This is a genomic window from Halorubrum saccharovorum DSM 1137 (assembly GCF_000337915.1).
In the GTDB taxonomy this organism is placed as follows: Archaea; Halobacteriota; Halobacteria; order Halobacteriales; family Haloferacaceae; genus Halorubrum; species Halorubrum saccharovorum.
In genome coordinates, this window is record NZ_AOJE01000069.1 from 30320 (window position 1) to 56745 (window position 26426).

At 69.0% G+C, this 26426-nt stretch carries 24 protein-coding genes; 10 read left to right on the plus strand and 14 right to left on the minus strand.

Going from position 1 to position 26426, the window contains the following annotated elements; translation table 11 throughout:
- Position 1 precedes the first annotated feature (1 nt).
- The gene (locus C471_RS14260; protein WP_049909437.1) at positions 2–1225 is read left to right on the plus strand and encodes a helix-turn-helix transcriptional regulator; all 1224 of its coding nucleotides are present in this window, start codon (positions 2–4) and stop codon (positions 1223–1225) included.
- A gap of 12 nt (positions 1226–1237) precedes the next feature.
- Here the strand turns inward: C471_RS14260 and C471_RS17240 are convergent, their stop codons facing one another.
- The gene (locus C471_RS17240; RefSeq protein WP_152421915.1) at positions 1238–1369 is read right to left on the minus strand and encodes a rubrerythrin-like domain-containing protein; all 132 of its coding nucleotides are present in this window, start codon (positions 1367–1369) and stop codon (positions 1238–1240) included.
- A gap of 179 nt (positions 1370–1548) precedes the next feature.
- On the opposite strand from C471_RS17240, the gene C471_RS14265 reads away from it, so the two are divergent.
- Positions 1549–2874: a GTPase gene (locus tag C471_RS14265; protein WP_049909438.1), complete on the plus strand. Its 1326-nt coding sequence runs from the start codon at positions 1549–1551 to the stop codon at positions 2872–2874.
- 76 nt (positions 2875–2950) lie between these two features.
- The gene (locus C471_RS14270; protein WP_004050184.1) at positions 2951–3928 is read left to right on the plus strand and encodes an amino acid kinase family protein; all 978 of its coding nucleotides are present in this window, start codon (positions 2951–2953) and stop codon (positions 3926–3928) included.
- Between the two features lie 15 nt (positions 3929–3943).
- Here C471_RS14270 and C471_RS14275 read toward each other — a convergent pair whose 3' ends face one another.
- Positions 3944–4582 (minus strand): phosphoribosyltransferase, encoded by a 639-nt coding sequence (locus C471_RS14275; RefSeq protein WP_004050185.1) that lies wholly within the window; start codon positions 4580–4582, stop codon positions 3944–3946.
- Positions 4583–4627: 45 nt separating this feature from the next.
- Positions 4628–4876, minus strand: a complete 249-nt coding sequence (locus tag C471_RS14280; protein WP_004050186.1) for a hypothetical protein — start codon at positions 4874–4876, stop codon at positions 4628–4630.
- Between the two features lie 114 nt (positions 4877–4990).
- Here C471_RS14280 and C471_RS14285 point away from each other — a divergent pair, with 114 nt between their 5' ends.
- A complete protein-coding gene (locus tag C471_RS14285) occupies positions 4991–5410 on the plus strand; it encodes a CBS domain-containing protein (protein ID WP_004050187.1) in 420 nt (139 codons plus the stop codon).
- A 40-nt stretch (positions 5411–5450) separates the two neighbouring features.
- Here C471_RS14285 and C471_RS14290 read toward each other — a convergent pair whose 3' ends face one another.
- The 5 genes from C471_RS14290 to C471_RS14310 all read right to left on the minus strand — a co-directional run bounded on the left by C471_RS14290 (position 5451) and on the right by C471_RS14310 (position 9250).
- Positions 5451–6083, minus strand: coding sequence for an HAD family hydrolase (locus C471_RS14290; RefSeq protein WP_004050188.1), 633 nt, complete (start codon positions 6081–6083; stop codon positions 5451–5453).
- A gap of 128 nt (positions 6084–6211) precedes the next feature.
- Entirely contained in the window at positions 6212–7552 is a 1341-nt protein-coding gene (locus tag C471_RS14295; RefSeq protein ID WP_004050189.1) for an erythromycin esterase family protein, read from the minus strand.
- 2 nt (positions 7553–7554) lie between these two features.
- Positions 7555–7935 (minus strand): DUF5789 family protein, encoded by a 381-nt coding sequence (locus C471_RS14300; RefSeq protein WP_004050190.1) that lies wholly within the window; start codon positions 7933–7935, stop codon positions 7555–7557.
- Between the two features lie 158 nt (positions 7936–8093).
- Entirely contained in the window at positions 8094–8489 is a 396-nt protein-coding gene (locus tag C471_RS14305) for a DUF2267 domain-containing protein (RefSeq protein ID WP_049909440.1), read from the minus strand.
- 149 nt (positions 8490–8638) lie between these two features.
- Positions 8639–9250, minus strand: a complete 612-nt coding sequence (locus tag C471_RS14310; RefSeq protein WP_004050192.1) for a hypothetical protein — start codon at positions 9248–9250, stop codon at positions 8639–8641.
- A 320-nt stretch (positions 9251–9570) separates the two neighbouring features.
- Between C471_RS14310 and C471_RS14315 the strand changes: the two genes are divergently transcribed.
- Complete coding sequence (locus tag C471_RS14315; RefSeq protein WP_004050193.1) at positions 9571–10092, plus strand: response regulator; 522 nt, start codon at positions 9571–9573, stop codon at positions 10090–10092.
- Between the two features lie 121 nt (positions 10093–10213).
- Here C471_RS14315 and C471_RS14320 read toward each other — a convergent pair whose 3' ends face one another.
- The 3 genes from C471_RS14320 to C471_RS17775 form a co-directional block, all read right to left on the minus strand.
- Positions 10214–11185, minus strand: a complete 972-nt coding sequence (locus C471_RS14320) for a TIGR03557 family F420-dependent LLM class oxidoreductase (RefSeq protein ID WP_004050194.1) — start codon at positions 11183–11185, stop codon at positions 10214–10216.
- Between the two features lie 85 nt (positions 11186–11270).
- Positions 11271–11432 (minus strand): hypothetical protein, encoded by a 162-nt coding sequence (locus tag C471_RS17505; RefSeq protein WP_160163151.1) that lies wholly within the window; start codon positions 11430–11432, stop codon positions 11271–11273.
- Positions 11433–11544: 112 nt separating this feature from the next.
- The gene (locus tag C471_RS17775) at positions 11545–11694 is read right to left on the minus strand and encodes a DUF7557 family protein (RefSeq protein WP_004050195.1); all 150 of its coding nucleotides are present in this window, start codon (positions 11692–11694) and stop codon (positions 11545–11547) included.
- 203 nt (positions 11695–11897) lie between these two features.
- On the opposite strand from C471_RS17775, the gene C471_RS14325 reads away from it, so the two are divergent.
- Positions 11898–12911, plus strand: a complete 1014-nt coding sequence (locus C471_RS14325) for a PLP-dependent cysteine synthase family protein (RefSeq protein WP_004050196.1) — start codon at positions 11898–11900, stop codon at positions 12909–12911.
- A gap of 413 nt (positions 12912–13324) precedes the next feature.
- On the plus strand, positions 13325–16444 hold the full coding sequence (locus C471_RS18255) for a surface glycoprotein (RefSeq protein ID WP_004050197.1): 3120 nt from the start codon (positions 13325–13327) through the stop codon (positions 16442–16444).
- A 140-nt stretch (positions 16445–16584) separates the two neighbouring features.
- Here C471_RS18255 and C471_RS14335 read toward each other — a convergent pair whose 3' ends face one another.
- Positions 16585–17829, minus strand: a complete 1245-nt coding sequence (locus C471_RS14335) for an adenosylhomocysteinase (protein WP_004050198.1) — start codon at positions 17827–17829, stop codon at positions 16585–16587.
- A 617-nt stretch (positions 17830–18446) separates the two neighbouring features.
- On the minus strand, positions 18447–19904 hold the full coding sequence (locus C471_RS14340; RefSeq protein ID WP_004050199.1) for a sensor histidine kinase: 1458 nt from the start codon (positions 19902–19904) through the stop codon (positions 18447–18449).
- A gap of 173 nt (positions 19905–20077) precedes the next feature.
- On the opposite strand from C471_RS14340, the gene C471_RS14345 reads away from it, so the two are divergent.
- Positions 20078–23191 (plus strand): PAS domain S-box protein, encoded by a 3114-nt coding sequence (locus C471_RS14345; protein ID WP_004050200.1) that lies wholly within the window; start codon positions 20078–20080, stop codon positions 23189–23191.
- Positions 23192–23311: 120 nt separating this feature from the next.
- Positions 23312–24202: a universal stress protein gene (locus C471_RS14350; protein ID WP_004050201.1), complete on the plus strand. Its 891-nt coding sequence runs from the start codon at positions 23312–23314 to the stop codon at positions 24200–24202.
- A gap of 13 nt (positions 24203–24215) precedes the next feature.
- Here C471_RS14350 and C471_RS17510 read toward each other — a convergent pair whose 3' ends face one another.
- Positions 24216–24386 (minus strand): DUF7129 domain-containing putative zinc-binding protein, encoded by a 171-nt coding sequence (locus C471_RS17510; RefSeq protein WP_004050202.1) that lies wholly within the window; start codon positions 24384–24386, stop codon positions 24216–24218.
- Between the two features lie 246 nt (positions 24387–24632).
- Between C471_RS17510 and C471_RS14355 the strand changes: the two genes are divergently transcribed.
- Positions 24633–26414: a bacterio-opsin activator domain-containing protein gene (locus tag C471_RS14355; RefSeq protein ID WP_004050203.1), complete on the plus strand. Its 1782-nt coding sequence runs from the start codon at positions 24633–24635 to the stop codon at positions 26412–26414.
- The last annotated feature ends 12 nt before the right edge of the window (positions 26415–26426 follow it).

The following is a 26426-nucleotide window of genomic DNA, read 5'->3' on the forward strand; positions in this document are numbered from 1 at the left end:
CGTGCAGCGAACGGTGCTCCTTCTGGTCGTCATCGCGCTCGCCGCCGGCGCCGGCCTCGCGTCGACCGGGGCGGCACAGGGCGGCGCGGGCCTCCCGGCCGGCGGCTTCGACCAGATGGACGTCGATCCGGACGACATCCTGATCGAGGTCTCCGTCGAGCCCGACGGCGACGCGGTTTGGGAGACGCAGTATCGGGTCCAACTCGCGAGCGACGACGAGGAACAGGCCTTCGAGGAGCTCAGCGCCGACGTGGGGGCGAACCCGGACGCGTACACGAGGCGGTTCGGCGACCGGATGCGCGCGACGGCCGGCGCCGCCGAGAACGCGACGGGTCGCGAGATGAACGTCACGAACGTCACGGTGACCGCCGAGCGGCGCGAGCTCCCGCAGTCGTACGGCGTGCTCACCTACCGGTTCGAGTGGAGCAACTTCGCGGCCGTCGACGGCGACCGGCTCGTCGTCGGCGACGCGATCGACGCGCTGTTCCTCGACGAGGCCTCGTCGCTCATCGTCTCGTGGGAGGACGGCTACCGGCTCGGCGACGCCTCGCCGTCGCCGACCGAGACCCGCGACAGCGCGGTCGTCTGGCAGGGCCCGGTCGACTTCACGGAGGGGCAACCGCGCGTGGCCATCGAGCCCGAGGGGCGCTCCGACGGGCCGATCCTGTTCGTCGCGCTCGGTCTACTCGTGGCGGTCGTCGCGGCGATCGGATACCGGCGCCGTCCGTGGGAGGGCTCGGCGCCCGATCAACCGTCGGAGGGACCGGCCGCGACCGGCGGCGAGCCCGCCGCGGATCCCGGCGACACGGGGGCCGCGGAGAGCGCGGCACCCCCGACGAGCGGCACTGCCGACGGGGAAGGCGGATCCGGCGGGCCAGCGGGCGGATCCGAGGGCGACGCGGGCGGGGAAGGCGACGACGGCGGAGACGGGGACGAGCGCTCCGACTCGGCGCCGCAGATCGACGAGGACCTGTTGAGCAACGAAGAGCAGGTGCTCCGCCTCGTCGAGGCCAACGGCGGCCGGATGAAGCAGAAGCGGGTCGCCGAGGAGCTCGACTGGACCGCCGCCAAGACGAGTCAGGTCGTGACCGGGCTCCGCGACGAGGGCGACCTCGACGGGTTCCGGCTCGGGCGGGAGAACGTCCTCTCGCTGCCCGACTACGACGCGACGGCGGACAACGGCGGGGCGGACGACGACGAGGCGGACGACGACGACGAGGAGTGACGCCCGCCCTCGTTACAGGTCCCGCGACCGACCGAGGTGTCGAAGCTCGCCGCCGCACTCGCAGGTGCCGCCCCTCTCGTAGCGCTCGCCGCATTCGAAACACTCGTACAGTTCTCGCCCGGTGTGTTCTGATTCTGGTCGCATACTGTGTGAATTGTTACCGATGGGTGTAGTATTAGCCCTAATATTCTTTACAGTGTATAATCCAAGGAGGAGCGTCCTGTGAACGAACGATCGGTTCGGCGGGGAACGAGCGTGAACGGCCTCTGGCATAGCGATTAGGGGAAACTCACTTTCACGCGGCGGTTCAACGCGATGCCGAGATGCGCGTCCTAATTATGGGTGCGGCGGGGCGAGACTACCACGACTTCCTGACCGTCTTCGAGGACCGTGAGGACGCCGAGGTCGTCGCCTTCACGCGGGCGCCCGGACAGAACCTCGGCGAACTCGGAGGCGTTGACCGGCGGTTCCCGAGCGCGCTCGCCGGCGAGGGGTATCCCGAGGGCATCCCGATCGAGCCGGAGGAGCGGCTCGCGGAACTGGTCGAGACCCACGACGTCGATCAGGTCGTGTTCTCCTACTCCGACGTCTCTCACGAACACGTGATGCACGCCGCCTCCCGCGCCATGGCGGCGGGTGCGGACTTCCGGATCGTCGGGCCCGACGCGATGATGCTTGAGGCGTCCGTGCCGGTGCTCGCGGTCGACGCGGTCCGCACCGGCTGCGGCAAGTCGCAGGCCGCGGGCGCGTTCGCCGACGCGCTCGCGGACCGCGGCCACGCCGTCCGTCTCATTCGGGAGCCGATGCCCTACGGGGACCTCGTCGAGAACCGCGTCCAGCGGTTCGCCAGTCACGCGGACCTCGACGCCGCCGGCGTCACCATCGAGGAACGGGAGGAGTACGAACAACACGTCGACGCCGGACACGTGGTCTTCGCGGGCGTCGACTACGAGGCCGTCCTCGACGCCGCCGAGGCCGAGGCGGACGTCATCGTCTGGGACGGCGGAAACAACGAACTGCCCTTCGTCCGACCGGACCTGCACGTCGTGCTCGCCGACCCGTTGCGGGCCGGCGACGAGACGAGCTACCATCCCGGCGAGACGAATCTCCGACGGGCCGACTGCGTCCTCCTCAACAAGGAGAACACCGCCGACGCCGTCGCGCCCGTCGTCGAGAACGTCCGCGAGGTCAATCCCGACGCCGATATCCGTCACGCGGACTCGGTCGTGAGCGTCCCCGACCCGGACCGGATCGACGGCGCCCGCGTGCTCGCCGTCGAGGACGGCCCGACGCTCACGCACGGCGACGCGACCCGCGGCGCCGCCGCCGCCGCCGCCGAGACGTACGGCGCGGCGGCTCGCGTCGACCCGACTGACGCGGCGGTCGGGAGCATCGCGGAGGCGCTCGCGGAGTACGACCACCTCGACGGGGTCCTCCCCGCGATGGGGTACAGCGACGAGCAGATCCGCGACCTCGAAGCGACGATCGCGGGCGTCGACTGCGACCTCGTCCTCGCGGGGACCCCCCACGACCTCGCTCGCCAGGTCGACGTCGACGTCCCAGTCGTCGACGTCGGCTACGACATCGACCTCCACGAGGGGTCGTTCGACGACCTGCTGGACCGGTACGACGACCGGCTCGGCCTCTGACCGGCCAACACTCAGTCCGGAGCGCCGTTCGGCGATTTGCCCGCTGATTTTTGAGCGTCGACCGAGACGAACGCGTATGCGAACAGCGATCGCGCTCGGCGGGAACGCCATCGCCAGCGAGAGCCCGGTCACGGTCGCCCGGCAGAAGGCGCGGATCGGGGAGACGGTCGACGCCGTCGAGGCGCTCACCGACCGGGGACACGAGCTCGTGTTCACCCACGGTAACGGCCCGCAAGTCGGCCAGTCGTTGGTACAGCAGGCGACGGCGGACGCCCCCGAACGCCCGCTCCACGTGCTCGTCGCCGAGACCCAGGCGCAGATCGGCTATCTGATCGCCGACCAGCTGGAGGGCGCGGTCGACGGGCGGATCGCGACCGTCGTGACCCGGGTGCGCGTCGACCCTGCCGATCCGGATTTCGACGACCCGTCGAAGCCGGTCGGCCCGTACTACACGGCGGCGGAAGCCGCGGAGAAGCCCTTCGAAACGGGAGAAGTCACGACGCCCGACGGCGATCGAGCGTACCGGCGGCTGGTCCCCTCGCCCGAACCGACGGCGGTGCTCGAGACCGACGCGATCCGAGCCCTCGTCGACGGGGGATCGACGGTCGTCTGCGGCGGCGGTGGCGGCGTTCCGGTCGTCGACGACGGCGGCGATGCGGTCGTCCGCGACAGAGGGGGAGATGGGGTCGTCGGCCACGGAGACGGCGACGGGGTCGTCCGCGACGGAGACGGGGTCGACGCCGTCGTCGACAAAGACCGCACGACGCGGCTCGTCGCTTCGGCGGTCGACGCGGAGTGTCTGGTGATGGCGACGGACGTCGAGTACGCGTACCGCGACTTCGGGACCGACGACCAGCGACCGATCCGGGAGACGGACGCCGCGTCGCTCCGGGTCGCTCTCGAGAAAGGCGAGTTCGCCGCGGGGAGCATGCGACCGAAGATCGAGGCGTGTCTGGCGTTCCTCGACGACGGCGGTGAGCGAGCGGTCATCACGACCCCCGACGAGATCGACGCCGCCGTCGCCGGGGACGCCGGGACGCAGATCCGCCCCTGACGGAGGTCTCGACCGCTATCTGGGAGCGGCGGACGCTTCGAGATACTCGACGGCCTCCTCGGTCGACACCTGGTCGAACGTCTGGTGGAACCGGCCGACGGCCGTGAACCGCTCCGGCGCTCGGAGGGTTATCACTGCGTCGGCCTCCCGTTCCAGCTCGGGGACTCTCGTGGACGGGGCCACCGGGACCGCGACGGTGACGCGCGACGCTCCCCCGTCCTTGGCGGTCCGGACACAGGACCGCATCGTCGCACCGGTCGCGACGCCGTCGTCCACGATCAGGACGTGCTTCCCCTCGAGATCGACCGGCGGGCGCCCGTCTTGGAAGCCGTCGAGCTTCTCTTCGGCGCGCTGTCGGGCCCGCTCGCGCTCGTCGTCGAGCTCGTCCTCGTCGAGCCCGAGCTGGCGGAGGGGCTCGTCGTCGTACCACGCGACGTCGTCGGCGGTGACCGCGCCGACGGCGTACTCCGGGTTGCCCGGGTGCGCGATCTTCTTGGCGACGATGACGTCCAACGGTACCCCGAGTCGCTCCGCCACCGCCGCGGCCGCGGGCAACCCGCCGCGCGGGATCCCGAGGACGATGTCCGCGTCGACGCCGCGCTCTTCGAGCATCGATGCGAGTTGCTCACCCGCGTCGGCCCTGTCCGTGAACATGGCTCGTCTCGGTCGGCTCGCGATCGGGACCGAAGAAGGACCGCCCTAATCGAGGGCCCGGTGTGGGGCCCCACGGTGTTCGACGGCTCGAACCTCGGCTTCCCGGATCGCGGCGGACCGGATCGCCTCCCGGAGGTCCTCCGCCTGCGCTTCGGCCTCGGCTTTCGAGAGGTCCGCGACCGCCCCGAACTCCGTGTCCGGCTCTCGGACGTAGGGGTTGTCGTCGCTGACGTCGCTCGGCGTCTCGAACTGACCGTCGGTCGTTTGGCCAGCCGTCTCGTCGGTCCCGGCCATGGTGCGCGGTTGACGGCGCCGCGGGTTATACTCCCGTGCCTATCCGTCGACACGTCGCTCGGGCGCTTAGGCTCCGTGTTTAACCCCCAATCTCCGGAAGTGAGGGCCGCACCTATGCCAGTCGAACACCTCGCAGTCGAGCCAGTCGTCGCAGAGCCGGACACACCAGCCGTCCGCGTCGCGGAGCTCCTCAGGAACGAGGGCGTCGGGAGCGTCATCGTCGAGGAGGCGGGACGGCCCGTCGGCGTCGTCACCGACAGGGACGTCGCGATGGCGGTCGCGGACCACGGGGACGTCTCGGCGCTGGACGCGAGCGACATCATGACCGCCGACCCGGTCACCATCGAGGGCGACGCCGAGGCGGTCGAGCTGCCGAAGACGATGGCCGAGACGCACGCGCGCCGGATTCCGGTCGTCGAGGACGGGAAGCTCATCGGCGTCGCGACGCTCGACGACGTCGTCGCGACGGCGGGCGAGGAGTTGGGGGACATCGCGGAAGTGATCGAGGCCCAGTCGCCCGAGTACTCGCCCTGAGCGCCGCGACCGATTCATCCGACGCTCGTCGGCCCGTCCTTCAGACGATGCCGTGCTCCTCGAACCGGAGTTGCAGTCGGTCGATCGTGGGCACGACGTGGTCACACTGGTCGGCGACGGCCGTGTCGGGATCGACGCCGATCCCCGTCGCCGCCGCCTGAATCATCGGTAGATCGCGCCGGTCGTCGCCGACCGCGACGGTCTCCGCCATCTCTGCGCCCTCCCGAGCGACGATCTCTTTCAGGACCGCGTCCTTGCTCTCTCCCAGAAGCGACCCCTCGATCTCCCCGGTGAGGGCGCCCTTCTCGCCCACGAGGCGAGTGCCGACGACCGTGTCAACGTCGAAGGTATCCGCTTCGAGACACGACCGGATCGCGACCTCCGGGGCGTCGCTGATGACGGCGACGTGGTGGCCGGCGCGCTGGAGCGCGCCGAGAAGGTCGGAGGCGCCGCTGCGACGCTGGAGGTGTGTGAACGCCTCCTCGACCTCCTCGGTCTCGAGTCCTTCGAGGTGGTCGGCGATCGATCGCAGCCCGCCCTCGTGTTCGATGTCGCCCGCCCGCATCCGGTCGAGGAGGGAAGCGATGTCGTTTCCCGTGCCGTGCTGTTCGCCGAGTCGGACGAACGGGTCCGAAACCGCCAACGCGCCGTCGAAATCGAATGCGACGAGCATTGCGTAACCGCTCGCGGCGAGGGGAGATAGTCCCCGACCCAAATATCTTCATCGGACGGACGCCGCGGGGACGGCGGGTGGGCCTCCCATCCGACGCGGCCCCGGCGCGCCCCCGACTGAGGACGCCCTCAGAGCCCGTACGGGTACAGCTCGGGAACGCGTTCGCGATCGGGGTGGAACTCGATCGGGTGGAGCGCGGTCGTCTCGTCGATGTGGAGGAACGCGTCGTAGCGCTCGGGGAGGACCGTCGGGACGTAGTTCCCGGATTCGTTTTTCGGGCGGTAGACGACGCCGATCGCGCGGTGACCGCGCGCGTCTTCGAGCGGGTCGCCGTCGGGCACCTCGTCGCTGAACAGGAGGGCGTTCTCCGGCTCCGCCCGGCGGAACACGTCCTCGTAACTGTTCGCGCTGGCCGCGGGAACGTCCAGCGTGCGCATCTCCGCACCCCATGAGTCGCTCGCGACGACCTCGCCCTCCGTCGAGCCGAACCCGACGAGTTCGACGTCGCCGATGGTGTCCTGTTCGCGGGCGAGCTGACCGATGTTGATTCGCCCGTGCCGCGGCATGTCGGTCGCGCGCGCGTCGCCGACGTGGGTGTTGTGCGCCCAGACGATCCCGGAGGCGTCCGGGCCGTGATGGTCGAGCAGCCGGTTCAGCGTTCGGGTCATGTGCCGATCGCGCACGTTCCAGGAGTCCTCCTCGCCGTCGACCATCGTCCGGTAGTAGGCCTCGGCGTTCCGCGCGACCAGCGCGTTCTGTTCGGCGTTGAACGCGTCGTCGTCGCTCGCTTCGCCGTACTTCGGCGCGCTCCGACGCAGCTCGTCGAGCAGTTCGACGACCTCCTCCTGGCAGGACTCGGGGACCAGCCGGAGGGACCGGGCGTACCGCTGTGCGTCCTTCCCGTAGGGCTCGAAACACCGGGAGGCCTCGCGAGCGTCCGCGGCGGCCTCGGGATCGACCTCGTCGAGGTAGTCGATGACCGCCTGAAGCGACTCGTAGAGGCTGTACACGTCCAGCCCGTAGAAGCCCGTCCGTTCGCCTTCGGGGAGCCCGTCGTTGTGCGTTCGGAGCCACCGGAGGAAGCCGATCGTCTCCCAGTTGGCCCACATCCAGGTGGGCCACCGACCGAAGGCGTCGACCGCCTCGCGAGCCCCGTCGCGGGAGTCCGGCAGGTCCTTGACGTAGCGGTTGACCTCGTAACAGCTCGGCCAGTCGCCCTCGACGGCGACGAACGAGAAGCCGTGATCGCGGAGCAGCTTCGCCGTGAGCTCCGCACGCCAGCGGTAGTACTCCGACGTGCCGTGCGAGGCCTCACCCAGGAGGACGCAGTCGGCGTCCGCGAGACGGTCGACGAGGGGGTCGAGGTCCCGGGGATCGCTCACCGCGCGAGCGTGTCTGTTCACCGATTCGACGGCGGGGGTCGCCTCGGACGGGCCGCGGAACGACCGACGCGGATCGAGCCGTGCCATCGTTACTCCCCCCGGTCGTCGTCTTGCAGCGACCCGACCGCGTGGGTGTCCTCCGCGAGCCGTTCGAGTTCGCGCTCGTCGTTGTACTCGCGCAGCTCGTGTTCCTCGCCGGTGAGCTCGTTGAGGACGGCCTCGCGGGCCTCCATCGGACTGTCGTACCGCTCGTCGACGAGCCTGTCGAAGACGCTGCCGAGCGACTCCGTCTCGTTCGGCAGGTCCATCACGCGGTCCGCGTACTCCGTCGCCAGCTCCTCTCGTCGCATCGGGTACTTGTGGGCGTCGTCCGCGAGACACTCCGTCTCCGCCAGAATCGACTCGACGTGCTCTGCGCGCGACTCCTCGTGATCGACGGGCAGACCGCTGTTCTGTTCGGGTTCGCCCATAGGACGACTCTCCCGACGCTCGGGAAAAAGACACGGCCTATCGGGGGCCGGAACGCCCCTGTGTGCCTTCGTTGGGGGCGGAAGCCCCGTTTCTCGACGCCGAACCCCCGGCGCTCGGCGGTCGATCCCAGGACCCCGGGAACCCCTCCCCGAGTGAGTTACCAGGGAGCGGCGTCGGCGTCCGCCAGTTCGAAGAGGGCCGAGAACTCGTCCGGGAGCTGGGTCCGAACGTCCCGTACCTCGCTGTCGTGGGCTATCGAACAGACCAGCGACACGACGGCCTGCGCGTAGAACGCGGCCTCGCTCTCGCCGACGTGTGCCTCCTCCGCGACCCGGTCGACGAACTCGTCGTAGGTGAACTGCTGGCCCGAACGGGGCTCGGTGAGGAAGCGATCGATCTCCATCGGGAGCTGGGCCGCGAGATCGGCCGCCTCACCCGATCCGAGCCGTTCCCCGAGCGTCGTCAACACGGCGCGGGTCGCCCTGACCGCCTCGCCGCTCGAACTCAGTTCGAGTCTGTGCTGTACTTCGCCCATGAAACTGTCGTAATCCATGTGGGATCACCGGTTTGCGCGGAACAAACCGGAACGGGAGTTCCGACCGAGGCCCCCTCAAGACGGGACCTATTGTCTTCCCTCCGCGTCGATGCACTCCGCGGATCGCGGACCGAAGTGACCGCCGCGCCAGCGCGAGTCCCACCGTCCTACGGCTGCGAATCCGGCAGGTCTGTCCTCCCGCCGAACGCTTCGTAGTACCGGCCCAGAACCTCGCTGCCGGAGACCGTCCGGTTGAACACCACCTCGTCGCACTCGGCGCGGAGGGCGGCGGCGGCGTCGGTCGTCCCGATCGGCGCCGCCGCGACGGCGCTGGCGTCGTCGACCTGACTAACCGCCGAGACGCAGGCGTTCATCCGCATGCCGTCGATGACCCCGTCGCCGACGATCGCGACCGTCCCCGAGGGCGACGGGTCCCCGACCTCGGCCTCGTACTGCTCGCGCTTGGTCCTCGCGTCTCGGAAGGCCCGCTGCTTCTCAGCGGCGAACGCCTCGTCGTCGACGTCGAAGGCCTCGACCGCGCGCTCGTCGACCCACGTGACGCCGGTGTCGGTGACGGCGGCGACCGGGAGGTCGTCGGTCGCCGAGGTCCGGATCGGCTCGGGGACCATCAGCCCCAGCTCGGCGTCGAACCGCTCGCAGATCGGCCGGGCGACGTTGATACCGCCCGCCGGTATCGCGAAGACGACGTCCGGGCGGATGTACTGACCGGCCAGCTCTTCGCCGAGTCTCCTGCCCGCGGTAACTCTATCCTCGTACATTTCAGCCGGTTCTACCGGCGTCAGTTGGGTAATGCCAGGGCCTAACGGGCTGGGTCGGCCGCCGACACGACCGAGTACGCGACGCGGTCGGTCACTCTCGGGGAATGCCTCGTCGGTCTCGTTTCCGGACCCCGAAATTGGTCCGTCTTTAATGGTTGTTCAGACCAGAGTTGTCGCACGAAAACGATGAGTGGCCGAACGGAAACGACGCGAGGCCCGCCGGTGAAGCCGGTCACGTCGCGAGAGACGACGCCCAGCGACAGCCGCCCAACCTAACCATGTCACAGACTCGACGCTCCGGTGATGAGCCGACCGTACTCGTGGTAGAGGACGACAGAGAACTGGCGGACACCTACTCGGTCTGGCTCGAACCAGAGTACGAGGTTCGGACCGCCTACTCGGGATCGGACGGACTCACCTGGTACGACTCGTCGGTCGACATCGTCCTCCTCGACCGACAGATCCCCGACCTCTCGGGAATGACGGTGATCCAGAACATGGAGAAGCGGGACGTCAACGATCAGAAGGCGATGCTGACCGGCCTCGAGCCCGGCAGCGACCTCGCCGAGCTCCCCTGCGACGAGTACCTCAGGAAGCCGGTCACGAAGTCGCAACTCCGCGACGCCGTCGACGAACTCCGGGTCCGATCGGACCTGGACGACGAACTCCAGCGTCACTTCACGCTCACGTCGAAAATCGCGGCCCTGAAGAACAACGACGCCACCGACACCGCGGACACCGTCGACGCCCTCAGGCGCGAGGCCGAGCAGACGCGTGCGCGCATCGAAGACCAGATGTCGGACCTCGACGAGGTCAGGAAGGCGTACAAGATCCTGGAGTGAGGCTCCGGTTTCTCATCGCGGGGGCGGGGCCGGCGCGAGTTCGACGACGCGCGCAACACCCGCCCGCTCGACGTGCTCACGGCGTACTTCGAGGGGTAGCGGCGGCGGAGTCCCGCGGCGATCAGTCGCCCAGGACCGTCTCGCTCATCGCGTCGACGAACTCCCCGAGATCCGGGGACGTGACCAGCAGTTCGACCTCATCGAAGCCGGCCGCCGCGTGGCGGTCGATCAGGGCCCGCACCTCGGCCGGGTCGGTCGTGACCAGCCCCCAGTCGGCCCGCTCCTCGCGGGACAGCGACTCCCCCCGCGACTCGATCTCGCGGGGGTCGTGGACGTCCTCGTCGAAGCCGACGGCGTGCGAGCCGCTCCAGAACTCCGCGGCGTCGAGCGCCGCGTCGCGGTCGGTCGCGAAGGCGACCGACGCCTGCTTGATCCGCCTGATCGAGTCGGGGTCCCGCCCCGCCTCGGTGGCCCCCCGTTCAAGCGCGGGGACCAGTTCGTCGCGGTAGGTCTCCACGTCGGCCAGCGTGAGGAAGCCGTCGGCGTATCGGCCGGCGACCGTCGTCGTCTCGGCGCCGTTGCCTGCGACGAAGAGCGGCGGGCGCCGCTCGGGCAGCGTGTAGAGCCTCGCGGTGTCGAGGTCCCAGTAGCGGCCGTCGTAGTCGTGGAACCCTCCGTCCCACAGGCGATCGACGATCTCGCAGGCGTCGATCAGCCGACGCTTTCGCTCCGCGTACGGCGGCCAGTCGAACCCCAGCGGCCGCTCGTTGAGCGCCTCGCCCGTCGCGAGCGTGAGGTGGTGCCGACCGGGGTACATCGACGCGAGCGTCGCCGACGCCTGCGCGATCAGCCCCGGGTGGTAGCGGGCGATCGGCGCGGTCACGCCGGTTCCGATCCGAACCGCGTCGGTGCGTTCCAGCGCCGCACCGAGCCACGGCCACGCCGCGCCGCACTCCGCGCCGGAGTGCCACCAGGGGTGGAAGTGGTCGCTCGTCCAGACCGAGTCGAAGCCCGCCCGCTCGGCGTGCTCGGCGAGGTCGACGAGCCGGGACGGGCCATGCTGTTCGTGCGGCGCAAACAGGCCGATATCCATGGCGGCTCTCCTCGGGCCGGCCCCTTGTATCCGGCTCCAAATCCGGACCTCCCCGCGACGCGGATCGCGTCTCCCGGCGTTCGGTTCACTCCTCCGAGGGGTCGCGGAGTTCCGTGAACGAGTCGTTCCCGCACCGGACGCAGCTCATGGCCGAGTCGGTCTCGCTCAGTCCGATATCCGTCGCGGAGCGCGGCGCGCCGCACTCCTCACAGGCGACCAGTCCCTCAGTCGGGTCCGTGTCGAACATGGGCGAAGCAGGCGGGGCAGCGCTCATAACCGCACACCCTAATGCGACGACCAGCGCCGTCTCTCCGCCGCTCGACGGCGGTTCGTTCGAAGGCCGTTACCGATCGAGTTCGCTACTCGGAGTACCCCTCTTGGGTGAACGCCCCCTGTTGCTCGTAGATGGCCACCAACTCCTGGATGAGTTCGTCGTAGCTCTCGCCGTCCTCTCGGTGGGAGTCCAACTCGCGTACCGTCTCTTCGCTGACCTCGATCGTCGGGCTCATGCACCGCCCGTCTCGGTGCCGTCCGGTTAAAACGGGGGGCTAACCGACGGTCGCCGCGAGCGTCCGACGCGAACGGGGCGGGTCCCCTGCTCACATCGCCGCGGTCGGAGCGTCGCGGTCGCACCGCCGCGGTCGGAGCGTCGCGAGACGGAGAGGCGACGATTTTGCTCGGGTTTTTCGGCGATCGAACCGGGACGCCCGGTATGTCGAACGCCGCAGACCCCGACGCCGTCGGAGAGACCCCCCTCGTCGAACTGGCGGTGGACGTCGATCCGACCGTGTACGGGAAAGCCGAGTGGTTCAATCAGCCGACGCTCCCGCACGGCGGGGGGTCGATCAAGACCCGGATCGCGAAGGCGATGGTCGACGCGGCGCGGGCGTCGCCGGAGCCGCTCGACGGGCGGACCCTCGTCGAGGCGTCGAGCGGGAACACCGGCGCGGCGGTCGCGCGGTTCGGCAGGAGATACGGGCTCGACGTGGAGATCGTCTTACCCGACGACGCCGGTGCGGGCAAGATCGCCGCGATCGAGGACGCTGGCGCCGAGACGACGTTCGTCGACGACGAGCGCGGCTACGACGCGTACGTCGAGCGCTGCCGGGAGACGGTCCGATCGGACCCCGATCGGTACCGCTACCTCGACCAGTACGAGAACCCGGCGAACCCGGGCGTCCACGCCGGAACGACCGGCGTCGAGATCTGGCGCCAGACCGACGGCGCCGTCACGCACTTCGTCGCCGGCGCGGGGACGGGCGGCACGCTCGTCGGCGTGAGCCGCGCGCTGGCCGACCGGGGCGTCGACGTCTACGGGTTCGAACCGGCGACCGACGAGCACGACATCGCCGGGCTCAAACACATGCACTCGCAGGGCCACTACGTCCCGGGGACGTTCGAGCCGCGCGCCGTCGAGACGGTGTCGTTCGTCTCGACTGACACGGCTTATCGGTACGTACGGCGGCTCTACCGGGCACACGAGGACCGGCGGCTCCGGATCGTCGACCCCGGCCAGTGGGACCGGTCGTTCGTCCGCGACCACCTCCGGGTCGACGGTGACTTCCTCGTCGGCCCGTCGAGTGGTGCGTGCCTGGCCAAGGTCGATCGGCTGGCGGAGCTGGGTGTCCTCGGCGCCGACGACGTGGTCGTGGTCCCGCTCCCGGATCGCGGGGATCGGTACTCGGAGCGGGACCTGCGCGGGTCGGGGGCGACGGACGACGCGTGAGCGTCGCGGTGACATCGACGAGACCCGGGGTCGAGCCCCATTGAGGTCGCGACTTGGCCGCCGTTCGCCCGCGCTATATCGGCCTAACCGCCCGTGGGATCCGGCTGCAGTCTCGCGATTTTACTGAGCGTCTCGACGGATTTTTCGTGAAGTGTGTAGGTCCGTCCCTGATTGGGCTTCTCAGTCAACCACCGTCCAGTGCCAGGCTCCGGTACCGAGCCGGCATCAGAGAGGACTACCGATCATGAGCCGCCCACTCGACCGACGCGTCGATACGGCGAACGGACACTGGCGTCGCGGGCACGACCAGGAACCAACACCATCCCGGCCGGAGACGGCGCCTCGTCACCCGGAGTGGTCCGACAGCCCGGACCGATCCGGCGAATCGAACCGCCGCTCCGCGGAGATAATCGATGAGTAGCGATCCAGCGAAGCGGCGTGCGCTGGCGCTCTCGGCGCTCGTGGTCGCGTCGGTCGTCGCCGGCAGTGTCGCCCTCGCCGGCACCGCCGCGGCCGCGACGAACACGTCGATCGCCCCGGACGACGACGACGCGGGCGCGTCCAACGTCACGTACACGGCGGACGGAAACGTCGAGTTGGACAACCAAGACACCCTGCAGCACATCGATGTCCACCTCGCCCCGGCCGACGTGAGCGACGTCGGCGAGTCGGACGTACAGGTGTACGTCGACGGCGACGAGTTCGCCGGCGATCTCACTCAGTTCGATTCCTCCGGAGGGACTGTGGGGTTCAAGCTCGGAGACTCCCGGAGCGTGAGCGACGGTGACCCCGTCCGCGTCGTCGTCGGCAACGTCACGAACCCGTCCGACGACTTCGACGCCAACTTGACGCTCCACGACACGAGCGACAACCAGTGGCAAGAGTATCACGACACCGTGGACATCGACACGTCGCCGAACGTCACGTACAGCAACCTCACGTTTGACGACGGCGTCGCCGACGGCAACAACACGACGGTCGAGGTCGGCGAGGACCTGACCGTCTCGGCGACGGTCGAAAACACGGCGAGCGGGAGCGAAACGTACAACGCCTCCCTGCGGATCGACGGGTCGGTCGTCCGCTACCGCAACGGGACGCTCGCGAGCGGCGAGCGCACGACCGTTTCGTTCGTCACCGACTTCAGCGCCACGGGCGCTCGCGACATCGCGATCAGTGACGAGCTGAGTGCGACCGAGGTCACCGTCACCGGCCCGATGTCGATCGCTGACGGCTCCGCGGATCCCGACTTGGTCACCCCCGGCGAGACGGTGAACAATCAGGAGGTGTCCGTCCGGGTGGCGAACGTGAGCCAGGACGGCGACACCGACTGGCACTACGTGGAGTTCCCGAACGCGCTGGCCGGGAACCTCTCTGTGAACTCCGCGAACGCCAACGCCACGAGCATCACCTCCAGCGCCGAACTCGTCGAGGGGTACGACGACGACGGCGTGACCGAGACGGTGAAGTTCGCGACCAGCGGCGACGGCGGCGGCGACGCCGACCTGGACCTGACGGTCGACGCCAGCGTCACCTACCCCGCCGGCGAATCGACCTACGGGATCGACGCCCGAGTCGTCGACAGCGGCGGCGACACCGCGGAGGTCACGAACGCGACGACGGTCACCACGAGCGAGGTCCCCTCGATCACCGACTACGCGGTGTCGAACCCGACGGATCGGGAGGTGAACGTCTCGTTCAACTCCAGCGAGCACCTCGCGGAGATCGCCGTCGATGTCGCCGACGGCAGCGGCGAGACGGTGACGACGCTCACCGAGGGCGACTTCACCGAGACCCGACACAACAGCACCTACACGTACGATGCGACGACCGCCCTGAGCGATGACGGCAGCTACGACGTCACGCTTCGGAAGGCCGTCGACGACGAGGGCCACGACGGTGCCAGCGGCGAGACCGAGTCCGTCAGGGTCAACGTTCTCACGGTCGGTATCGACGGCGGTGCGGCCGACCCCGAACGGGTGTCGCCCGGCACGACCGTCAACAACCAGAAGGTCGCGGTGACGCTCGCGAACGTCAGCGCCGACGGCGACACCGACACGCACTACGTGGAGTTCCCGAACGCGCTCGCTGACGGGCTCTCGGTGAACTACGCGACCGTCAACGGCTCGGCGAGCATCGCTCAGAGCGCCCAGATCGTCGAGGGGTACGACGACGACGGCACGGACGAGACGGTGCGGTTCCAGACCGACACCGACGCCGGCGGCGCGGTCGATCTGACCGTCACCGTCGACACCAGCGTCGACTACCCCGACACCAACGCGACCTACGACATCGACGCCCGCGTCGAGGACAGCGACGGCGACAGCGCGGAACAGGACGCGGTCACGTCGATCACCGTCGGCGAGACGGAAGCGCCGATCATCACCGACTACGCGGTGACGAACCCCGCCGATCGAAACGTCAGCGTGCGCTTCGACTCCAGCCAGGAAATCGTCAACGCCACCGTCGATGTCACCAACGGCAGCGACGAGACGGTGGCGACGCTCACCGAGAGCGACTTCTCGGAGACGAACGCGAGCGGCACCTGGGTCTACGACACGACGTACTCGGCCCCGAGCGACGGGACCTACACGGCGACGCTGACCGAGGCCGACGACGCCGACAACAACGACGGCGCCGACGGCGAGTCGGGCACCGTGACGCTCGACAGCACGCCCGCGACGATCGTTGACGGCTCGGCGACGCCGAACTCGGTCACGCCCGGCGAGACCGTGAACAACCAGAAGGTGTGCGTCCAGCTGTCGGACGTCAGCGCCGACGGCGACACCGACTGGCACTACGTGGAGTTCCCGAACGCGCTCGCAAGCGGGCTCTCGGTGAACTCCGCGAACGCCAACGCCACGAGCATCACCTCCAGCGCCGAACTCGTCGAGGGGTACGACGACGACGGCACGGACGAGACGGTGAAGTTCGCGACCAGCGCCGACGGTGGCGGCGACATCGACCTCTGTGTCTCCGTCGACGTCAGCGTCGCGTATCCGAACGGCGAGGCGACCTACGACGTCGATTCGCAACTCGTCGACAGCAAGATCGGTAGCGTGACGCGGAGCGACGTCGCCACTATCGACGCCACGACCGGCGGCGACGGTGGGGGCGGAAGCGACGGGACCGATGGTAGTGGCGAGACCGATAGCAGTGACGGGACCGACGGGAGTGACGGGAGTGACGGAACCGACGGGAGCGACGGTACTGACGGAAGTGATGGAACCGACGGGAGCGACGAAACCGACGGGAGTGACGAGATCGACAGAACCGGCGGGAGTGACGGAACCGCGGGCAGCGACGACGGCGGTTCGGACGGGAGTACTGACGGTGACGATACGCCGAAATACGCACTGCCCGCGCCGACCGTCCCCGAATTCGATCCGGTAGCCGACGGGCAGGACACCCGAGACGGGCAACCGGTGACCGATGACTCGCCGTCGCCCATCGGGGCATCGCAGATCGCGCTCGCGGTGCTCGCTGGGATCGCGCTCCTCGGAGTCGCGCTCCTGGCCCGAAGGCGTCGCGACTGACTGTCCCTCTCGGTGACCGGCCAGAGATCCGGCCGTAGGCCGGGGCTCTCGGCGGACCGCCCGTCTCCCGTCTCTCCGGGAAGCGCCGCCTTTCCCCTCCGATCTCCCGCGAATCCCTTTTTCCCTGTCTGACGCCGGAACTACACGATCTCGTCGCGTTGCCAGGCGTCGAGGTAGCGCTGCTGCAGGTCTGTCAGCGAGTCGATCTCCACCCCGAGCGCGTCGAGTTTCAGCCGCGCGATGTCCCTGTCGAGCCGCTCGGGAAGCTGGTGGACGCCCGGCTCGCGTTCGGTGCCGACCGCCAGTTCGCGGGCCGCCAGAAACATCGCACCGAACGTCGAGTCCATCACCGCGGCGGGGTGTCCCTGGCTGTACGGCCCGGTCAGGTTCACCAGCTTGCCCTCGGCCAACAGGTCGATCTCCCGACCGTCCGCCAGCGAGTAGCGGGTTATCCCCTCTTCGAGGTCCGTGATTTCGGTCGCCATGTCCGCGAGCTCCGCGACGGCGACTTCGACGTCGCGGTGGCCGACGTTACACAGCATCGCGCCGTCGCTCATCCGCTCGAAGTGCCGCGCGCGGAGGACGCGGCAGTTGCCCGTCGCGGTGACGAACAGGTCGCCGACATCGGCGGCCTCGTCCATCGGAAGCACCCGGTGGCCGTCCATGTGGGCTCTGATCGCTTTCCGCGGGTCGACCTCCGTGACGACGGTGTTTGCCCCGATCGCGCGCGCCTTGGTCGCGACACCGCGACCCACGTACCCGTACCCCGCGACGACGACCGTCCGCCCGGAGAGGACCGTGTTGGTCGAGATCATCACGTTCGTCAGCGCGCTCTCGCCGGTCCCGTGGACGTTGTCGAACCAGTGTTTCATCGGCGTGTGATTGACCGCGAACACGGGGACGTCGAGGACGCCGTCGGCCTCCATCGCCCGCGCCCGCGAGACGCCGGAGGTCGTCTGTTCGGTACACCCGCGTATTTCGTCGGTCGAACGGTCCGGGTCGGCGTACAGTTTGGCGAGCAGCTCCGCGCCGTCGGTCGCGAGGACGTCCGGCTCCCTGTCCAGCAGTTCGCGGTGGGCTCGATCGAGATCGGCCTCGCTCATCCCCGGCTCGGCGAACGCGGTGATCCCCGGCTGTGCGTCGAGGTGGGCGACGACGTCGCCGTGGACGCTTTCGGGATCGTTCGCCGTGCAGAGGACCTCCGCACCGGCGTCTCGCAGCGTTTCGACGAAGATCCCCGTCTTCGGTTCGAGGTGCGACGAGACCGCGACCGCCGTCCCCTCGAACGGCAGGTCCTCCGCGCCCGCCTCGCTCAGCGTCTGGAGTACGGGGGTCCGCTCGCGGAGTCGGGCCAGCGGGTCATCGGCGTGGTGTCGCTCGACCATACGCTGATCCGCGACCGTTTCCGTAAATAGCTCCGGGCTACACGCCCGTCCTGGGACCGAGCGAGACGTTTCGGGGAGTTCCGGCACACGGCGAACGCAGCCGGCGAAGTCGAACTCGCCACGTGATTAGGCCGATGGTTCAGTAGCCTAAGGCACGGAGAGGGTATTGCGGGTCGATCAGAGGCGATCCGCAATTCGACAACCCTGCCCTGTGTCCGCCACACGACGACAGGGTCCCTCTCCCCACCCACCTGCCCACCTGCCGACCACCCACCTGCCCACCTGCCGACCACCCACCTGCCCACCTGCCGACCATCCACCTGCCCGCCCCACTCCCCCCCCCCTCTGCTGGGACCGGCAATCACATGGTTGTTCCGCGCCCCATCGTCGGGGAAATCCCCGAGTGCTGTGGGCCCTCGGGGTATCTTCTTCCGCAGTTCCCGTCGACGCTCCGCCCTTGAGTACGGAGGCGGTGACAGAACGCGTCGGATCACGGATGGGCGAGGCTGAACCCCACGGCTTCAGTCGCGGACGTGGCGGTCACGTCTGCGCCGAGCACCGGCAGCGGTCGGCGTTAGATCGCCGTGCCGTCCGATGCCGGATCGCTGCGCCCGTCGTCAACCACGGCCGGCGACCGGCAGCTCAAGTTCGAACACGGCGCCGCGCGGATCGTTCTCGTGAACGCTGACGCTCCCCCCGTATCCCTCGACGATGTCCTTGACGAGGTAGAGCCCGAACCCGGTCCCGTCGCTGTCGGTTCCCCGCTCCTCCTGGGCGAAGATCGACTCCCGCCGGGACTCCGAGATTCCGGGCCCGTTGTCGGCGACGCGGAGCCGGACCACCTCGCCGTCCCGCTCGCCGTCGATCCGGATCCGGGGCGTCGACGAGCGGTTGTGCTCGACGGCGTTCTCGAACAGATTCGCCAGCACTCGGTGGAACAGGTCGTCCGCCCGGACGGGGGCCTCGGGAACCCGTCCCCTCTCGACCTCGACGTGGGGGTGCGTCTCTTCGATCGCCTCTGTCTGCTCGTCGACGACCGGTCCGAGCGCGACGGTCTGGAGGTCGTGGTCGTCGTTCAACACCGACCGCATATACGTTCGCATCGTCTGGACGAACTCCTCCATCTCTTGGGTCCGATCCAACGCGACCGCGAGGTGGTCCTCGTTGCTGTCGTCCTCGAAGTCCGCGTTCCGGTCGAGCATTCCGAGCCGCGCCTCGACCAGCGAGATGTCTCCGATCAGGTCGTGCCGGAGGGTGCGGTTGACGAACTCCAACAGGTTCCGCTCGTCGCGGAGCCGCTCCTCGCGCTCGACGCGCTGGATGGTCTCGTCGACGTAGGAGCCGAACAGCTGCAGCGTCGAGCGCTCGTGACGTTCGAGGCTCCCGCCCTGGAGTTCGATCGCCCCACGCTCGCCGATCGGGACGGTCTCGACGTCGCGGGCGGGATCGGTCGCGTTCGCCTCCCGACCGTGCTCGATGACGGTCTCGCCGTCGACCACGACGCGAAACGGGGTGGCGGGGGCGACGCCCGCGATCGTGTCTTCGAGGATCTCGTACGTCTCCGCCCGGTCCGTCGCCGAGGCGAGCTCGTTGACGGCCTCGTAGAGGTCCTCCAGCCGATCGTTCAGCTCCCGATGGTGGCTGATCTGCTGTCTGAAGATGTTTGACCGTACCGTCGAGATGCTGAGCGCGAACGACGCGGCGGCCCCGACCAGCATGCCGTCGAGCGCCAACACGACAGGCTTGAGTCGACCGAGCACGTGGAGCTGGAGGGCCATCGCCAGCCCGAGAAGCACGATCACGGCCGCTGCCGTGAGCAGGGTGCGGCGCGCGACCGTCGTGACCTGCCTCGTCTCCCAGTCGGTCCGGATCAGCCAGATACCCCCCACCGCGAGCCCGCTTGCGAGAAGCAGGAACGGGGCGTTTTCGATCAGCGTCGGTGCGATACTCCACGACAGATCGGTGATGTCGTCCCAGATGTCGTACAACGGGACGACGAGAAGGCCGCCTCCGAGCAGACTGACGCTCCCGCCGGCGAGCCAGCGTCGGAGTCGGTCTCCCAACGGGAGGCTCATTACGGGTGGCATTCGGAATCCCACTGATAAACCCCCGACCTAATCGTTGACTCGCCCGACCGGGCGCCGGTCCGAACGCGTCGAGCCACCTCCCGGTCGGCGCGCCGGCGGCCGCCGATCACCCCCCGAGGCGTAATGCCTATACCGCTGTTTCGAGACTGCCGTAATACGCTATGGCGACCGTTGCCACGGACGCGGAGGAGGTGTTAGAGCGTATCGAAGACGCCTTCTTCGCGCTTGACGACGAGTGGCAGTTCACGTATCTCAACGCACGCGCCTCCGAGCTTCTCGAAGCCGACCGGGACGCCGTCGTCGGAACGGTCGTCTGGGACGCGTTCGAGGCGGCCGTCGGGACGACCTTCCAGCGCGAGTACGAGCGGGCGATGGCAACCCAGGAGCCGGTCTCCTTCGAGGAGTATTACCCGCCCCTGGACTCCTGGTTCGAGGTCAACGCCTACCCGTCTGAGACGGGGCTGTCCGTGTATTTCCGAGACGTGACGGAGCGGATCGAACGCGAGCGGGACCTCGAACGGTACGAGCGGATCGTCGAGACGATCCACGAGGGGATCTACGTCGTCGACGAGGAGGGGACCTTCCAGATGGCCAACGACTCCTACGCCGAGATGGTCGGCTACTCGGAGGCGGACCTGGTCGGTCGAGACGTCTCGGCGGTCGTCGACGAGGAGACGACCGCAACGGCGTCGGCGCTCGAGGCCGAACTGCGGTCGGGAGCGCGCTCGACGGCGAGCCTGGAGGCGACGCTCGAACGGGCCGACGGAGAGACGCTCGACGCCGTCGCCACGTTCTCGCTGCTCCCGAGCGGCGAACGGGTCGGCGTCGTCCGGGACATCACGGAACAGAAAGCGCGGCAGCGGGAGCTCGACCGAACCCAGGAGCTGCTCGAACAGGCGGAGCGGATCGCCGACGTCGGCGGGTGGGAGCTCGACGCCGAGACGACGGAGGTCTTCTGGTCCGACCACCTCTTCGACATGCTCGGCTTCGACCGCGAGGAGGAGCCGTCCCTCGAAGCCGCCCTCGGGGTCTACCACGAGGACGACCGACGCCTCGTCGAGGAGGCCGTGAACGGAGCGCTCGACTCCGGCGACTCCTTCGATATCGAGGCGCGGTTCGTGCCGGACGACGGCGAGGTCAGGTGGCTCCACGTCCAGGGCGTGCCGGTGACGGACGGCGGCGACGTGGCGAAGCTCCGAGGCACCGCGCAGGACATCACCGAGCGCAAGGAGCGCGAACGCGACCTCGAGCTGTACGAACGCGTCGTCGGGGCGGTCACCGACGGCGTCTACGCGGTCGACGAGGACGATCGGTTCATCATGGTCAACGACGCGTTCTGCGAGCTGAGCGGATACGATCGGGGGGAGCTGCTCGGCCAGCCCGTAACGGTCCTCAAAGACGAAGCGGTCTCTTCGGAGGCCGAACGGCTCGCCGAGGAGCTCGTCCGGGGGACCCGCGAGGAGGCGACGCTCGAACTCGACCTGTTCACGAAGTCCGGCGAGGAACGCCCCGTCGAAGCGCGGTTAGAGCCCCTCGCGTTCGAGGAGGGGACCGGGCGCTGCGGCGTCGTCAGGGACATCACGGAGCGCAAGCGGTTCGAGGAGCGGCTCGTCGCCCTCCACGGGGTCACGACCGACCTCCTCCGGGCCGATTCCGAGGAGGCGGTCGCCGAGATCGCGACGGCGGCCGTTCGGGACGTGCTGGACGCGCCCGCCGCGTGGTATCTCGATCACGACCCGGAGGAAGACGCCCTGATACCGCGGACGATCGCCGACGACGCGGAACTGCTGGACCTCGATCCGCCCGCGGTGTCGTTGGACCGAGAGACCCCTCTCGGCTCGGCGTTCGCCGCGGGCGAGACTCGCCGCCTGGACGACGTCCGAACCGCGCCCCGCTACGACGGCCTCGACCGTGACGCCGACCTCCGGTCTGCCGTCTTCGCACCGGTCGGCGACCGAGGCGCCCTCGTCGCCGGCTCGCCGGCGGTCGGCGCGTTCGACGCGAGCACGCGGGAGCTGATCGAGATCGTCTCGACGACCGCCGCGGCCGCGGTCCACCGGATCGAGCGCGAGCAGACGCTCCGTGACCAGCACGAGCGGCTGACGGCGCTCAACGACCTCAACTCGCTCGTGCGCAACCTCGTGGAGTCGATATTCGGTCTCTCCTCCCGGTCGGAGATCGAGGAGCTGGTCTGCGATCGGCTCGCCTCGTCCGACTCCTACGCGTTCGCGTGGATCGGGACCGCGGAGGACGACGAGGTGACGGTGAGCGCCGAGGCCGGCGTCGAGGGGTACCTCGACGACACCACGATCTGGCTCGACGGGGGGCCGACCACCGAGGGCCCGACCGCGCAGGCCCACCTGACGGGCGAGATGCAGGTCGTCCAAGACGTCTCGGCCGACAGCCGATACGACCCGTGGCGGGACCACGCGGAGCGGCTCGACTACTCGGCGTCCGCGTCGATCCCGATCGTCGACGGCGGCGAGTTTCACGGGACGCTCAACGTGTACTCCCGCCGGACGAACGCCTTCGACGACGAGGAACAGGCGGCGCTGGAGCGCTTCGGGTCGATCATCTCGTACGCGCTGCAGTCGGTCGAGCAGGACCGGCAGCTCCAGCGGGAGCGGAACCGCCTCGAGTTCATCAACCGCCTGCTCCGCCACAACCTCCTCAACAGCCTCAACGTGCTGGAAGCGCGCCTCGATCAGCTCGACGGCCGCGTCGACTACGAGGTGGCGTCGAGCCTGAAGACCGCCAGCGAACGGACCCGCGAGATGATCGACTTCGTCGAGACCGTCCAGCGGGTGACGGACCTGGTCGGGCGCGGCGAGGACCGGGAACTGCGCCCCCGCGACATCGGGTCGGTGATCGAACGCCGCGTCGTCCGTGCACAGCGGACTCACTCCGAGGCGACGTACCGCCTCCAGTCGGCGCCGTCCGTCGACGTCGTGGCCGACGACCTGCTCGGTGAGGTACTCGACAACGTCCTGCTCAACGCCGTCCAGCACAACCCGAGCGACGACCCGGCCGTGTGGGTCGACGTGACGGTCGATTCGGACTCGGTCGTGGTCTCGGTCGCCGACAACGGGCCCGGGATCCCCGACGAGCGGCGCGAGACCGTGTTCGACCAGACGGCGAAGGACTTCGAAAACCCCGGCACCGGCTTCGGGCTCTACCTCGTGAAGGAGGTCATCGACTTCTACGGCGGGAGCATCGAGGTCGGCGAGAGCGAGCACGACGGCGCGGTCTTCCGGCTGCGGTTCGACCGCGCCTGAGGCGGCGCGCCCCGTTCCCGCGTTGCGCCTCCCTCGCGGTCGCCGGTGCCACCCCCGTCCGTGTAAGCAGATAGGTCCGCCCCTTTTCCGGCTCTCCGCTGAGGGTCCGGAGTGAAGCCCATGTACGATTCAATCGTCGTTCCGTTCGACGCCAGTGAACCGGCAGAGGCCGCCGCGGAGACGGCCGTTCGGGTGGCAGACATCGTCGACGCCGAGGTCTCGATACTCGCCGTGGCGGAGCCCTCGCACTACCCGCGCACCGGCGTCGTGTCCGACGACCCCTTGCCGGACGACCCCGACCGCGAGGACCTCGGCACGCACTGGGTGCAGGCCATCGGCCGCGTCGAGGCCGCGGCGGCCGACGCGGGCGTCTCCTCTCGGACGACGATCGAGATGGGGGCGCCCCACGAGCGGATCGAAGCCCACGTCGACCGGGTCGGCGCCGATCTCGTCGCGATGGGCACGCACGGCCGGACGGGGTTGGACCGCCTGCTGCTCGGGAGCGTCACCGAGCGGGCGCTTCGGACCCTCGACGTGCCGGTGTTGGCCGTCCCCGGTCCCGACGCTGTCGCGGCCGTCGACGACGTCCTCGTTCCGACGGACGGCTCGGCGGGATCGGAGCGCGCGGCGGAGCACGCCTGCGCGCTCGCGGACGCCTGCGACGCGACCGTCCACGGTCTCGCGGTCGTCGACGTGCAGTCGATGGCCACGGGCGGGACGGGCGCCATCGCGGTCCCCGACATCGTCGACGCCCTCGAAGAGCAGCGCTCGAACGACGTGGAGAGGGTCGGCGAACACGCCGACGCCTACGGCCTCGACTTCGAGTCACGGGTCATGGAGGGCACCGCGGAACGGGCGATCTCCGACTACGCCCGCGAGCGGGACGTCGACCTCATCGCGATGGGGACCCACGGTCGGGAGGGCGTCCGGCGGTTCTTCCTCGGCAGCGTGACCGAGCGGACGGTCCGAGACGGGGTGGCGCCCGTCCTGGCGATCCCGATCGCCGAGTGAGGCGTCGGCGCGCTCACTCCCCCGACGGGGTCCTGAGGTTCCACAGCTCGCCGCCGCACTCGGGGCACTCGATCAGCTCGTCTCCCGGATCGAACCCCGAGAGGGTCGCGGGATCGAGACGGCTCTGACACTCGGCGCACTCGTACACGAACGGCCGTTCGGAATGATACGGTTCGGCGGTCATCGCCGGAGAGTCGTACCGGCGGCGTCGATATCGAACCACGGCCTATTCTTCGAGCCCGCAGGAGGTTCGGATCGGGTGGACGACCGGTCAGCAGATCGAGTATTAGGCTGAGGTTTTTATACACCCATTACGGTCTACCACGCAGGGAGTGATTGGATCTATGTCAATAACTCGGGTCCGTCGACGATGGGTGCGTGACGTGGGCGTCGGGGGCGCCCTCGGGGCCTTTCGGGGGGTGAGGTCGCGATGAGCGAAGCGGGCTCGGCGTCGTCGGCCGAGGGCGTCACGGAGACCCCGACGGTTCTGATCGTCGACGACGACAAGGACCTCGCGGACACGTACGGGATGTGGCTGCCCGACGAGTACGACGTCGAGATCGAGTACGGCGGCGTCCAGGCGCGCAAGCGCATCGACGACGACCTCGATCTCGTCCTGCTCGACCGCCGAATGCCGGGCATCCCCGGCGACAAGGTCTTAGAGGACATCAGAGAGCGGGGTATCGACTGCCCGGTGGCGATGCTCACCGCGGTCGCGCCAGACACCGACATCATCGACCTCGAGTTCGACGAGTACCTCGTCAAGCCCATCACGCAGACGGAGCTCCGAGACACCGTCGACGAGCTCCTGTTGCGACGGGAGTTCGATCCGGACGCCCAGGACCACTTCGCGATGGAGTCCAAGGCGGAGGCGCTGGCGTCGCGGGACCCGGAGGACCTCCGCGATCCGGAGGCCGCGACCGACCTCAAGAACGAGGCCGAACGGGCCTCTGAGTCCGACCAGGTCCGCGAGCTGCGATCCGAACTTCAGCGGCTCCAGCGGATCACCTCGCTCATCCGCGAGATCGACCGGGAACTCGTCGTCGCCTCCGAGCGCGAGGAGATCGAACGGACGGCCTGCGATCGACTCGTCGAACACGGCCCCTACGAACTGGCGTGGATCGGCGAGTACACCGTCAGCTTCCAGCAGACGACGCCACGGTACCTCGCCGGCGAAGACGGCGAGATCGGGGATCAGGCCGTGTCCGACGGCGGCGAGGGACCCATCACCGCCGCCGTCGACTCCGGAGCGGTACAGGTGGTCGACGACCTGGGAGACGGCGGCGAGACGCAGGCGCTCGAACCGCTCGGCCTCTCGGCGACCGACCGGGGTATCTCCGCCGGCGCGATCGTCCCACTACAGCATCAGGACACCGTCTACGGCGTTTTGAGCGTGTTCACCGACCAAGAGGACTTCTTCGACGAGCGGGAGGTCGCGGTGCTGTCGGAGCTCGGAGACAGCATCGCCAACGCGATCCACTCCGCCAAGACGAAGAAGCTGATGCTCGCTGACACGGTCGTCGAACTGGAGTTCGACATCAACGACTCCGCGGACCTCTTCGTCGCGCTCTCTCGGGAGACCGGCGCCCGCATCGATCTGAAGGGGTTCGTCCCGGCGGCGGACCGCGAACTCACCTGCTACCTCGAGATCAGCGGGGCGACTGCACGGGAGTTCCTCGATGCCGCCACGGAGCGGCCCGAGGTCCAGATCGCCAGAGGGGTCAGCGACTCGGCCGACACGCGCCTCTGCGAGCTCCGGGTCGCCGATTCGACGGTCGTCCTCCCGCTGATTGAGGCCGGTGCCAGCATCGAGTCGATGGTGGTCGACGAGGGGAGCGGCCACCTCACGGCGAGGGTCGCGCCCGACACGGACGTGCGAACGGTCGTCGAGGCGATGGAAAGCGGGTTCGACGACATCGAACTCACCGCCAAGCGCGAGACCGAACGCGACATCCAGTCGGTCGGTGACTTCCGCCAGTCGCTGGAGAACAACCTCACGGACCGGCAGTACTCGGTCCTGGAGGCCGCCTACTCGGCGGGGTACTTCGACTGGCCCCGAGAGTCGACGGCCAAGGAGATCGCGAACTCGCTCGACCTGGCGCCGCCGACGCTCCACGAGCACCTCCGGGGGGCGCTGAAGGAGCTGAACGAGACGTTCTTCTCGGAGACGGGCGAGTTCTCCGAGGACGAGCGGTTACGGCCCCGGGAGTGAGCCCGGGCGGGG

What these genes read in the sequence shown, in the direction of transcription:
- C471_RS14300 (WP_004050190.1), bottom strand. Translation starts at nt 7,935, where the DNA reads ATGGGCGAACCCGAACAGAACAGCGGTCTGCCCGTCGATCACGAGGAG.
- C471_RS14355 (WP_004050203.1), top strand. Translation starts at nt 24,633, where the DNA reads ATGAGCGAAGCGGGCTCGGCGTCGTCGGCCGAGGGCGTCACGGAGACC.
- C471_RS14265 (WP_049909438.1), top strand. Translation starts at nt 1,549, where the DNA reads ATGCGCGTCCTAATTATGGGTGCGGCGGGGCGAGACTACCACGACTTC.
- C471_RS14290 (WP_004050188.1), bottom strand. Translation starts at nt 6,083, where the DNA reads ATGCTCGTCGCATTCGATTTCGACGGCGCGTTGGCGGTTTCGGACCCG.
- C471_RS17510 (WP_004050202.1), bottom strand. Translation starts at nt 24,386, where the DNA reads ATGACCGCCGAACCGTATCATTCCGAACGGCCGTTCGTGTACGAGTGC.
- C471_RS14280 (WP_004050186.1), bottom strand. Translation starts at nt 4,876, where the DNA reads ATGGCCGGGACCGACGAGACGGCTGGCCAAACGACCGACGGTCAGTTC.
- C471_RS18255 (WP_004050197.1), top strand. Translation starts at nt 13,325, where the DNA reads ATGAGTAGCGATCCAGCGAAGCGGCGTGCGCTGGCGCTCTCGGCGCTC.
- C471_RS17240 (WP_152421915.1), bottom strand. Translation starts at nt 1,369, where the DNA reads ATGCGACCAGAATCAGAACACACCGGGCGAGAACTGTACGAGTGTTTC.
- C471_RS14320 (WP_004050194.1), bottom strand. Translation starts at nt 11,185, where the DNA reads ATGGATATCGGCCTGTTTGCGCCGCACGAACAGCATGGCCCGTCCCGG.
- C471_RS14270 (WP_004050184.1), top strand. Translation starts at nt 2,951, where the DNA reads ATGCGAACAGCGATCGCGCTCGGCGGGAACGCCATCGCCAGCGAGAGC.
- C471_RS17505 (WP_160163151.1), bottom strand. Translation starts at nt 11,432, where the DNA reads ATGTTCGACACGGACCCGACTGAGGGACTGGTCGCCTGTGAGGAGTGC.
- C471_RS14350 (WP_004050201.1), top strand. Translation starts at nt 23,312, where the DNA reads ATGTACGATTCAATCGTCGTTCCGTTCGACGCCAGTGAACCGGCAGAG.
- C471_RS17775 (WP_004050195.1), bottom strand. Translation starts at nt 11,694, where the DNA reads ATGAGCCCGACGATCGAGGTCAGCGAAGAGACGGTACGCGAGTTGGAC.
- C471_RS14325 (WP_004050196.1), top strand. Translation starts at nt 11,898, where the DNA reads ATGTCGAACGCCGCAGACCCCGACGCCGTCGGAGAGACCCCCCTCGTC.
- C471_RS14285 (WP_004050187.1), top strand. Translation starts at nt 4,991, where the DNA reads ATGCCAGTCGAACACCTCGCAGTCGAGCCAGTCGTCGCAGAGCCGGAC.
- C471_RS14335 (WP_004050198.1), bottom strand. Translation starts at nt 17,829, where the DNA reads ATGGTCGAGCGACACCACGCCGATGACCCGCTGGCCCGACTCCGCGAG.
- C471_RS14345 (WP_004050200.1), top strand. Translation starts at nt 20,078, where the DNA reads ATGGCGACCGTTGCCACGGACGCGGAGGAGGTGTTAGAGCGTATCGAA.
- C471_RS14305 (WP_049909440.1), bottom strand. Translation starts at nt 8,489, where the DNA reads ATGGATTACGACAGTTTCATGGGCGAAGTACAGCACAGACTCGAACTG.
- C471_RS14310 (WP_004050192.1), bottom strand. Translation starts at nt 9,250, where the DNA reads ATGTACGAGGATAGAGTTACCGCGGGCAGGAGACTCGGCGAAGAGCTG.
- C471_RS14275 (WP_004050185.1), bottom strand. Translation starts at nt 4,582, where the DNA reads ATGTTCACGGACAGGGCCGACGCGGGTGAGCAACTCGCATCGATGCTC.
- C471_RS14340 (WP_004050199.1), bottom strand. Translation starts at nt 19,904, where the DNA reads ATGAGCCTCCCGTTGGGAGACCGACTCCGACGCTGGCTCGCCGGCGGG.
- C471_RS14295 (WP_004050189.1), bottom strand. Translation starts at nt 7,552, where the DNA reads ATGGCACGGCTCGATCCGCGTCGGTCGTTCCGCGGCCCGTCCGAGGCG.